Here is a 1,100-nt window from a genome sequence, read left to right on the forward strand (position 1 = left end):
GCGACAAGCAGCTGCTCGAGGTGTTCGAGGTCGCGCGCCGCGAGGAGGCGCTGGTCATGGTCCATTGCGAGGGCTACGACGCCATCCGCTTCCTCACCAGCAAGCTGGAGCGCGAGGGCCATATCGCACCCTATTATCACGGCACCTCGCGGCCCCAGGCGGTCGAGCGCGAGGCGACGCACCGCGCCATCAGCCATGCCGAGGTGATCGGCGTTCCCATCATGATCGTGCACGTCTCCGGACGCGAGGCGATGGAGCAGGTGCGCTGGGCCCAGCAGCGTGGCTTGCCTGTTCATGCCGAGACCTGCCCGCAATACATCACGCTGACGGCCGACGACATGAAAGGCCTCAACATGGACATCACGGGGGCGAAGTATGTCTGCTCGCCACCGCCACGCGATGTCGAGAGTCAGCAGGCGATCTGGGAGGGCATCACGTCAGGCGTATTCCAGACCTTCTCGTCCGATCACTGCCCGTTCCGCTACGACGACCCCAAGGGCAAGCTGACCCCGAACGCCCGCACCTCGTTCCGCTGGGTGCCGAACGGCATTCCCGGCGTCGAGACCCGGCTCCCGATCCTGTTCTCGGAAGGTGTCTCGAAGGGCCGCATCACCTTGCAGAAGTTCGTCGAGCTGACCGCGACCAACCACGCAAGGATTTACGGCCTCTATCCGCGCAAGGGCTCGATCGGCGTCGGCTTCGATGCCGACATCGTGCTCTGGGATCCCAAGTTGAAGAAGCCGATCCGGCAGGCCGACCTGCATCACGGCGCGGACTACACGCCCTGGGAAGGCTTCGAGGTCACGGGATGGCCGGTGACGACGATCGCAAGGGGAGAGGTGGTCTTCAGCCAGGGCCGCATCGTCGGCACCAAGGGTGCGGGCCAGGTACTGAGCCGGGGCAAGTCGAGCCTGATCTGATCTTGCTCGACGCCGTGCGAATCGCGCTCTAAGTAGGTATGGGTTTAGATCGCGTCGATTGCCGCGGGCTCGGTGCGACCTCTCCCGCCTGCGGGAGAGGTTGCGCCGAAGGCGCGGGTGAGGGCTTTCTCCTCTAGGGGATTGTCCCATTGCGGAAGCACCCTCTCCCCAACCCTCTCC

1 protein-coding gene is annotated in these 1,100 nt (G+C 64.9%); it reads left to right on the forward strand.

The features are described 5' to 3' along the window. Positions 1–920, forward strand: a 920-nt coding sequence (locus JHD07_RS31250) for an amidohydrolase family protein (RefSeq protein ID WP_291629161.1), incomplete at its 5' end; no start/stop codon positions are given. Between the last annotated feature and the right edge of the window lie 180 nt (positions 921–1,100).

Origin of the sequence: Bradyrhizobium sp. (genome assembly GCF_016462955.1) — a bacterium.
Taxonomy (GTDB): domain Bacteria; phylum Pseudomonadota; class Alphaproteobacteria; order Rhizobiales; family Xanthobacteraceae; genus Bradyrhizobium.